The organism is Terrimonas ginsenosidimutans (genome assembly GCF_022012415.1).
GTDB classification, from domain to species: Bacteria; Bacteroidota; Bacteroidia; order Chitinophagales; family Chitinophagaceae; genus Terrimonas_A; species Terrimonas_A ginsenosidimutans.
This window is the reverse complement of sequence record NZ_JAKLTR010000036.1, coordinates 1-9,810: the sequence shown is the minus strand read 5'-3', so window position 1 is coordinate 9,810 and position 9,810 is coordinate 1. Positions and strand designations below refer to the sequence as shown.

Annotated in this window: 5 protein-coding genes and 2 tRNA genes; 3 read left to right on the top strand and 4 right to left on the bottom strand. The window is 45.0% G+C overall.

Annotated features, from left to right (window positions below; all coding sequences use genetic code 11):
- Positions 1-64: 64 nt before the first annotated feature.
- From LZZ85_RS27885 to LZZ85_RS27875, 3 genes are all read right to left on the bottom strand, one after another.
- Positions 65-1,339 (bottom strand): ABC transporter permease, encoded by a 1,275-nt coding sequence (locus LZZ85_RS27885; RefSeq protein ID WP_237877362.1) that lies wholly within the window; start codon positions 1,337-1,339, stop codon positions 65-67.
- Between the two features lie 24 nt (positions 1,340-1,363).
- Positions 1,364-2,299, bottom strand: a complete 936-nt coding sequence (locus tag LZZ85_RS27880) for an ABC transporter ATP-binding protein (protein WP_237877360.1) — start codon at positions 2,297-2,299, stop codon at positions 1,364-1,366.
- A 103-nt stretch (positions 2,300-2,402) separates the two neighbouring features.
- Positions 2,403-3,986 carry an NAD(P)/FAD-dependent oxidoreductase gene (locus LZZ85_RS27875; RefSeq protein WP_237877358.1) on the bottom strand — a complete coding sequence of 528 codons (1,584 nt, stop codon included), beginning with the start codon at positions 3,984-3,986 and terminating at the stop codon, positions 2,403-2,405.
- A 964-nt stretch (positions 3,987-4,950) separates the two neighbouring features.
- On the opposite strand from LZZ85_RS27875, the gene dnaA reads away from it, so the two are divergent.
- Together dnaA and LZZ85_RS27865 are read left to right on the top strand one after the other, a co-directional pair.
- Complete coding sequence (dnaA, locus tag LZZ85_RS27870; protein ID WP_237877356.1) at positions 4,951-6,384, top strand: chromosomal replication initiator protein DnaA; 1,434 nt, start codon at positions 4,951-4,953, stop codon at positions 6,382-6,384.
- Between the two features lie 233 nt (positions 6,385-6,617).
- Positions 6,618-6,706, top strand: a tRNA-Ser gene (locus tag LZZ85_RS27865).
- 205 nt (positions 6,707-6,911) lie between these two features.
- Here the strand turns inward: LZZ85_RS27865 and LZZ85_RS27860 are convergent.
- A complete protein-coding gene (locus LZZ85_RS27860; RefSeq protein ID WP_237877354.1) occupies positions 6,912-9,332 on the bottom strand; it encodes an ABC transporter permease in 2,421 nt (806 codons plus the stop codon).
- Positions 9,333-9,607: 275 nt separating this feature from the next.
- Here LZZ85_RS27860 and LZZ85_RS27855 point away from each other — a divergent pair.
- Positions 9,608-9,681, top strand: a tRNA-Pro gene (locus LZZ85_RS27855).
- The last annotated feature ends 129 nt before the right edge of the window (positions 9,682-9,810 follow it).

Below are 9,810 nucleotides of genomic sequence, written 5' to 3'. Positions count from 1 at the left end.
ACGGTCAACGGTCAACGGTCAACGGTCAACGGTCAACGGTCAACGGTCAACGGTCAACGGTCTCTCAGCTTTTCCTAAACGCCCACTTCAACATCTCCTTCCACGATGGCTTTTTGCCATACATCAGGATGCCGGTGCGGTAGATCTTGCCGGCGAACCAGGTGGTGAAGAGGAATCCGCCGATGAGTGAGATCATAGACAGGCCGAGCTGCCACCAGGGCACAGTGCCGGGAACACCAAAGGGGATCCGGGCCATCATCAATATAGGTGAGCTGAAAGGAATGATGCTTCCCCAAACAGCGAGAGGGGAAGATGGATCTTTCATTACAGCAGGCATCAGCACGATGGAAACGATCACGATCATAGTTACAGGGAAGCTCAATGATTGAGCCTCACGCATATCTTCATTCACCGCACTGCCGATTGCTGCATAGAAAGATGAATAGAAGAAGAAGCCGCCCAACAGGTAGAATGCGAAGCTGAAGATGATCAGCGGTACATCAATGCTGGTAAATACTGATTGCAGTCCGCCAACCATACCGCCCATAGGGGAGTTTGCACCGGCGGACCCAGTGGCATTGTATATAATGAAGACAAACAGGATCCACAGGGCAAACTGCGTCAATGCAACAAGCCCGATCCCGATGATCTTTCCCAGCATCAGTTGAAAAGGTTTTACAGAGGAAATGATCACTTCCGCAATACGGTTGTTTTTCTCTTCCATTACACCCATCATCACCTGGCTGCCATAAAGGATCAGGATGAAATAGATCAGCAATCCCGAAGTATATCCAACAGCGGAGGCTACACCGGAGTTACTTGCTTCCTGGCTGAGGTTCTGCGCTTCCAGGTCGATCGAACTTTGAGCGATCCTGTTTTTCACACTATCACTGATCCCCAGTTTTTCATCTTTTACCTGGTCCCAGATGCCATTCAGTTTTCTTTCCAATGGGCCTGTTCCTTCCATTCCCATGGACTTCTCCGTTTGAAGTTTAAGCTGGAGGCCGTTTTCCCAATTGCTGCTTTCATCAACAACGATCAGGCCATCGAAACCTTTTTCTTTCAGGTGTGCTTTCAAAGAATCCGGGGAGTCTTTAACCAGCGTGAGCAGGTTTGAGCTATCTTTTTGATTCGCTCTTTCAATTTTGCCTTTATCGAAGTAGCCTGAGTTATCGATCACAGCTACATTTATTTTCGACTTTGTTTTTGCTGCGATAAAGCTGGTTCCAAAAACAATACCGAGGTATATCAGCGGGAACAGGATCGTACTGATGATAAAGGTTCTTTTTCTGACCCTGGTCAGGTATTCCCTTTTTATGATGAGGATTATCTTATTCATGATTGCGATTAGTTGTGGTAAAGGTTACTGGTTTACTTCTTGAAACTGACGGGAAACGGGTGTTCCTTCAACAAGACGGATGAAGATATCATTCAGTGAAGGCAACATTTCATTGAATGATTCGATCGGTAATCCCTGGTTGATGAAGTATTGCAAGATGTCATTGTTGCTTGCATATTCCAGTTTAAGGATCAGTTCCTGATCTTTCCTGCTCATCACTTTAAACAGATCAACGGCCAGATGTTCCGGCGTCAGATTCCTGGCGAAAGTGACACGGAACAGATTCTCTTTATATTGATGTTTGACTTGCTGAACAGTGCCATCCAGGATCTTTTTTCCTTTGTTCACCAATGCAATATGGTCACAGATCTCTTCAACCTGTTCCATTCTGTGTGTACTGAATATGATCGTGGCACCACGTTTTGAAAGATTGTAAATCTCATCTTTGATCAGGTTAGCATTGACCGGATCAAGTCCGCTGAATGGCTCATCAAGAATAATGAGTTTGGGTTCATGCAGGACGGTTGTTACAAACTGCATTTTTTGTTGCATACCTTTTGAAAGGTCTTCCACTTTTTTATTCCACCAACTTTCCATATCGAGGCGGGAGAACCATTCGCGGATCTTTTTGGTGGCATCGTATCTGTTCAGTCCTTTCAATTGAGCGAGATATAAAGCCTGCTCGCCGATCTTCATTTTCTTATAAAGACCTCTTTCTTCCGGCATATAACCGATATGGGCAATATCATTCAGCGGATCGAATTTTTTTCCATCAAAAATGATCTCACCTTCATCAGGATAGAAGATGCCTGTGATCATCCTGATCAGGGTTGTTTTACCTGCACCATTAGGTCCCAGTAAACCGAATATCTGCCCCTTTTCGATCGTCAGGCTGATATCGTCCACCGCTTTCTGCGTGGCAAAATACTTTTTGAGGTTGTTTAATTCGAGTAAAGGCATGTGTGTAGTTTGTGTGGAGCAAAAATAACCGTCTCAACGGGTTGAGCAAGATTTTATTGACAGACGGCTTCGGGGCTTCTGCGCCGATCTGAACGCAGGATCTCTACTTCAACAGCTCACAGATCAGCTTTGCGACTCTTTCCCCATCCATTGCAGCACTGACGATCCCGCCTGCATAACCTGCGCCTTCAGCGCAGGGAAACAATCTTTTTATCTGCGGATGCTCAAGCGTATCTGCATTTCGGGGAATACGTACCGGGGAAGAAGTGCGTGATTCAGTAGCTACTACAACGGCATCGTTGGTAAAATAACCTCTCATCTTCTTTCCGAATTCACGGAATGCCTGCTGAAGACTGCTGTGTACAAATGATGGAAGCACCTGTTGCAATGGAGAGGAATGCAGGCCTGGCAAATAAGAGCATTCAGGCAGGGAGGATGATACTTTTTTATCTGAGAAATCAGCCATACGTTGTGCGGGTGCAACAAATTTTCCGCCGCCTGCAAGAAAGGCTTTTTGTTCTACGCGCTGCTGGAATTTCATTAGCAGTAATGGATCATTCTCTATTGCAGCGATCTTTTCTTTTTTCAGAAACTGCATTGCGTCCTGGGGTGAAACAGTTACTACGATCCCGCTATTTGCAAAGGGGTTGTTTCGTTTTGATGGGCTCCATCCATTTACCACCAGTTCTCCGGGAGAGGTTGCGGCGGGGGCGATGATTCCTCCGGGGCACATGCAGAAGGAGAAGACTCCCTGTCCTTCTACCTGTTGTACCAGGCTGTAAGATGCGGGAGGTAGCAACTCATCCTTTTGAGTGGTATGGTACTGGACCTGGTCGATCAGTGACTGCGGATGTTCTACCCTTACGCCGAGTGCGAATGGTTTTGCCTCGATGAGGATCTGCCGGCGGTGAAGCAATTCGAAGATATCCCGGGCAGAGTGACCGGTAGCGAGAATGACCGCCTGTGCTTTGAAGATATCTCCATCGCTGGTTTGCACGCCTTTAGCTTCGTTATTCTCTATAATGAGATCGGTGACTTTCTTTTCGAAGAGGAATTGGCCGCCGCAGCCGCGGATCGTTTCCCGCATGGCGGTGATGATCTGCGGCAGTTTATTGGTGCCGATATGCGGGTGTGCTTCGTAAAGGATCTTCTCTTCTGCCCCAAAGTGAACGAAAAGGTTTAGTATCCGTGCAATGTCCCCGCGTTTGGAGCTTCGTGTATATAATTTACCATCACTGTAAGTGCCTGCGCCACCTTCGCCGAAGCAATAGTTGCTTTCGGGATTTACTTCTCCTTCTTTATTAAGTGCGGCAAGATCGCGGCGGCGGGCCCGGACATCTTTTCCTCTTTCGAGAAGGATCGGTTTCACGCCGCGAAGGATCATTTCAAGGGCAGCGAAAAGACCTGCCGGACCGGCACCAATGATCAACGCCGAATTGGCAGCATGACTGACATCAAGGAAATCAAACTGCATTATTTCGCGGTTATGAAAAGGTTCATTGATGAACGCCTGAACAGTCAGGTTGATCCAGGCTTGTCTTCCGCGGGCATCTATCGAACGTTTCTGTATGTTGTAACCGGTTATGTCGGCTGGTCTGACAGACTCTGCGCGGGCGATATACTTGCGAACAGTAGCTTCGTTCGCTGCTTCTCCGGGAAGCAGTTTGAGGGTAATATTTTTTTGCATAAGGTCAGGTTTTTATCCTGAAACATTTTGTATAGCAAAACTACGAAAAACGCGAATGATGCACGAATGGCCATGAATGTTCGCGAATAGAGTTTGCGTAAATGTAGAAATTTAGCGTGAGAGTAATGACTGCTTTATACAATCGGGGCATTCGTTATTGCGGAAGTTTGCGGATTTTAAGAATATGTAAATACGGCAGGATAAAAAGCGGTACGGGTTTGGTATATAGGGATAGCTTCTTTGAAAGCAGTTGTTTCACGGTCTGCGAACAGTTGTTGGCAGTCTTTGATCAGAGGCGAAGTTCTTATACATATATATATTATACGGGTGGAAGCAATAATACCGTCTATCGGGTATTGGCTTGAATGCAAAAGAGTGTTTGTCATGACAATTGGCTGAGTACCTGTCATGGAACAGGAGAAGGCAATCGGTTGTTAAAGTATAAAAGACAAAGAACAACCCTTGCGGGTGTTTTTCACCGGTAAAAAAAATAAATGCGGAATGCTGTTTTTTGTTTGCAACAAACCGGAAAACTCGCTACCTTCAAAAGCGCCGGTTAAACGATTGCGACTACACAACTGCATAGTGAATTTTAAGGAAACGCAATAATTTTTCTTTCGGCTTCTTCAAATTATCCATTCCGAAAAACCGCAACTGTTTTATTTTTTTTCGTATAACATTTTGGGAACGAGAGGGCAGAAAAGATAGTTTTTTGAGCGCTTGATTATAAACTATTTTTTGCTGTGCTTCATCTTTATTTTTCTAAATTTTCACAGGAAAATTGATAAAATGAAATACAATTATCATTATCTGAAAAAGGGGTGAATAAAAATTTTTTATTAACCAAGAAATATAGATATTCGCCGTCCTGTCCAACTTTTTTTACTGACATCGTGTGGAGATTTTTCTTGGACAAATTCAAAAGGACTATAGTTAACCCGATATATAAACTGCTTTCATACTGATGGACAAAAATGCTGAAAAAGTTTGGACCAATTGTTTGAAGATCATCAAGGATATTGTTGAATGGCAGCATTACAAAACCTGGTTTGAGCCGATTACACCTGTTTCAATAAAGAATAACGTTTTGGTTATTCAGGTACCAAGTCAATTCTTTTTTGAGTACCTTGAAGAACATTATGTCAATTTATTGGCAAAGACTTTGAAGAGAGAGTTGGGGAAAGAAGCCCGTCTGGAATATCGCATTATGGTTGACAGTGGGAACAGTAAGAACAAGCCATTGACGATGGATGTAACAGGGCAGGGGTATAAAACTTTTTCAAACAATGAAATGGATTTTCCACTTGTAATAAATAACCCGGTCAAAAATCCTTTCGTGATTCCCGGTCTGAAGAAGATGCAGATCGATCCTCAGCTGAATCATATTTATACATTTGATGCATTTATAGAAGGTGACTGTAACCGGGTAGCACGCCGTGCAGGCAAGACTGTGGCGGAGAAGCCCGGAGCGAATTCTTTCAATCCCCTGGTAATATATGGAGGAGTAGGTTTGGGTAAAACGCACCTTGCGCAGGCGATCGGTAATGAAGTAAAGCGCCTGAATCCAAACAAGGTGGTGCTGTACGTGAGCTCAGAAAAGTTCATCAATCAGTTCATGGATCATAGCCGCAATAATGCGATCAACGACTTTATTCATTTCTATCAGTTGATCGATGTGCTGATCATTGACGATGTTCAGTTTTTTGCAAAGGCTGAGAAATCCCAGGATGCATTCTTTGCGATCTTTAATCACTTGCATCAGTCGCACAAACAGCTTATCCTGACATCGGATAAGTCGCCCAAAGATCTTGACGGAGTACAGGAACGCCTGCTCAGCCGTTTCCGCTGGGGCCTGAGTGCGGATCTGCAGATCCCGGATTACGAGACCAGGATCGAGATCCTGGAGAAGAAGATGAAGAATGACGGTTTGGAGATGCCGAAGGAAGTTGTAAAGTATATCGCATACAATATCAATAGCAATGTGAGGGAGTTAGAGGGTGCGCTGATCTCACTGTTGGCACAATCTTCGCTAAATAGAAGGGAGATAGATTTAGATTTAGCAAAGAAAGTGCTGCGTAATTTTATCAAATCATCCAGTAAAGAAATCACGATCGATACCATCCAGCGAATGGTATGTGAGTATTTTGATGTGTCATACGACAAGCTTTTGCAGAAAACCCGTAAGCGGGAGATCGTGCAGGCTCGTCAGATCACTATGTATCTGGCAAAGGCATTCACAAAGAATTCACTTAAGACGATCGGAGAGCATTTCGGCGGCCGTGATCATACCACGGTGATCCACTCATGCCAGACAGTTAAGGATCTGATGGATACTGATACCGTATTCAGGGAAAACGTACTGGAATTGCAGCAAAAGGTGCAGCTGGCTGCGATGTAGCATGTTGCCAGGTCATAAGGCTTGCTTCATTCGCTCAATCACTCTGATAATTACAACATAATATTTACAAGGGAGGCTTCATCGGCCTCCCTTTTGCATTGCGCTCACCGGCCTTTGCGGGGTCTGAGCGCTTGATTTGCGGCTGCGAAACTTTCTTTCAACTATTTTGGGTTTTATTGTTGGTAATGGTTATTTTTGCCACCCCTTTAAAACGGGGAATGCCACAGCCTTCCGGTGAGGTGGATGAGTGGCTGAAATCAGTAGTTTGCTAAACTGCCGTACGGGTAACTCTGTACCGCGGGTTCGAATCCCGCCCTCACCGCAACTAAAAAAGCCTGACAAGTGTCAGGCTTTTTTAGTTGCGGTGAGGGCGGGAGGTTTGGAAGGTTTCATTAGTTCCATAGCTTTTACATCTGATGAAGAAAGGTTATGGCATTTGATGTTGTAATCTTTTTCCTTATGGAGTGGGTCCGGTGTTCTGTAGAACCTCCCAAACCTCTCAAACTTTTCCCGCCTCTCCCACGCCACTACTCCTTCCTCAACGCTTTTACCGGATTTTGCCAACCAGCGCTGATCGCCTGGACAGCGATCGTTAGCAGGGAGATGAGGATGATGATGGCGGCCGATGAGATAAAATATTGCCAGCTGATCGAAATACGGTAGGCATAGTTTTGCAACCATTGATCGGCTACGATGTAAGAGATCGGGATTGCGATCAGCAGTGCAATGATCACGGGCTTTAAAAACTTACCGGAAAGAAGTAAGGATATATTGGCGGATGATGCACCCAGCACTTTCCGTATACTGATCTCTTTGTTTCGCTGCCTTACAGCAAAGACGGTGATACCCAGTAGTCCGATACAGGATAAAAGAATGCTCAGGCATCCGAACAGGAATGAAAATCTCATCATCTGCCTGTCTTTCGCATATAACAGTTCGAATTCTTCATCAAGAAAATGAAAGGAGAGATGATCTCCTGAAAAATATTTCTTCCAGGCTTTTTCTGCTATGTCCAGCGCTGCCTGGATCTGACCGGGTTGGGTTTTGATAAGAAAGGTATTGCCCAGGGCATACTGATCCTGGCGGATCACCAGCGGGGCGATCGCCTCATGCAAACTTTGAAAATGAAAATCTTTTACAACTCCTGCAACAATACCTTCTGTGGCCGGGGAAGAAAATCGGGTACCGACAACGGGAGATTTTAGTCCGTACAAGCGTACTGCCGTTTCATTCAGAATGATATTGTCTTTATCACGTGCGTCTGATCCGTTGAACCAACCACCTTCAACAAAAGTCAGTTGCATGATCTTGTTGAAGTCTGTATCGGTCATGAACTCCGTTATCAGTTTCTCTTCATTATCCTTTGGATATCCGTACCAGTCGAACTTTTGACCGGTTCTGCCTGTATTATTCTGTATAGAACCAAAATTGATCCGTGTTACATTTTGTAAAGCGGAGGAAGCTGTTAATTCATTTTTAAAGGTGGTCAGAAACAATTCTTTTTGACCGGGATTCAGCTTCATTTGTTGTATTGTTTTAAAAGGAAGCCGGAAGCTGAATACCTGCTCGCGTTTATAGCCGGCATCCTGTTGCTGTATAAAGCTTAGCTGGCGATAAACGACAACAGTACCGGTGATCATTACAACGGCCAGCACAAATTGCGTTGTTACAAGTATTGTTTGCAGTGATCCTTTGCGTATGCCTAATACGCCACGATCCTGGAAAAGCAGAACCGGCTTGAAAGATGACAATAGCAACGCAGGATAGATACCTGTAAGCAAGATCACCGTGATCAGTGTTCCTGCGAGGATGTATACAACATTTAAATTGAGGAGGTCCAGTTCGAGAGACATTGTGGTGAAACTTCTGAACAATGGCCAGAGTGCATACAGAAGCAGCATTGTGAGTGCCAGTGATAGGAGAGCTGTGAGAACAGCTTCTGTCATCAACTGCGCAAATAGATGCCAGCGGCCAGCTCCCGTGATCTTTCGCATACTGATCTCTTTTGAACGAAGACCCGCCCGTGCAACGGAAAGATTGACAAAGTTGATGCTTGCTGTGATCAGCAGGAGAATTGCCAATGAGGAAAAGATATACATCGACTTACGGCTTCCGTGCGGAAAGATCGAGCTTGAAAGGCCTTCCGTAAAATGGAGCATCGGTAACGGCACCAGTTCTACCTGCCGCGTAAATGCATTGTCGCTGACTTTATTTTCTGCATAAATGTTTGTGATGGTATGGGCAAGTTGAGCTGCATTGGTTTGAGGCGCAAGCTTTATAAACGTTATGCAGCTTGATGAACCCCAGTAGGCAGCGTCACGTATTGCCTCGGTAGTGCTGAGTTTCGCGGCCAATGGAATAAACACGTCCTGCTGAAAGCTGGAGAATGCGGGGTTATCCCTGATAACTCCGGCAACTGCATAGCCAATAGAATCTACCTGCACAATTTTTCCTAAGAATGGCTGATTGCCGAAGAATTGATGGGCTTTGGATTCCGTAAGGATGAGGCTTCGGGGATTGCTATTAAAGGAAGAGGCGCTTCCTTCAATGAAATCATAGTTGAAAAGACTGAACCAGTTACTGTCTACCCAAAGCCCTTCGGTTTCCGAAAACACCCGGTTATTGATATTGAATACTGGCGCCTGGTAGCGGGTGCTCATTGCGGTGGTTGATCGTTCAATGCCGCGAAGGCGCTGTGTGATCACACTTTGCAATGGGTAAGGGACGAGTTCACTCAGCTGGTTGTTATTTTTCTTATCGGCCACGGACAGAAGATGGATGTTTTCCGCATCTGTGTGATAGCGGTCAAAGCGCCATTCGTTCTGAACCCATAGCAACATAAAGATCGCAACGGTCATTGCGATGGCGAGACCTCCAGTGTTGATCAGGCTGAACAGTTTATTGTTGCGGAGATGCCGCCAGGCGGTAATAAAGAAGTTGGAGAACATAAGCGTGTTTGTGTGGTAAATCAGATGGCGGATGAGGTACTTTCAGCTATTAAAAATATGCCATGATCTTAAATATTTGATTTTTAAGACAGTGTGATCGAGTGTGTTAGGTATTTGTTCTATATCGGACAATGGTTGTTCGATTATGATACAGGGAGTCTTCAGGTTGTGGGAAGACGTTATTATAAAAAGACAGAAAATACTTTTGATTTATTAGGTTAGTTATCATCAATTTCCCCTATTTTTGCAACCCTTTCCGAGCAAATCGGATAGGCCGGGAAGTAGCGCAGGCCGGTAGCGCACCTGGTTTGGGACCAGGGGGTCGCAGGTTCGAATCCTGTCTTCCCGACTGAAAAAAAGACTCTTGATTTATCAAGGGTCTTTTTTTATTGTATAAGCGTATGGCCATTGATAGCGCCTCCCGGCTTTAAGCCGGGAGGGTCGCAGGTTCGAATCCTGTCTTCCCGACTGAAAGAAA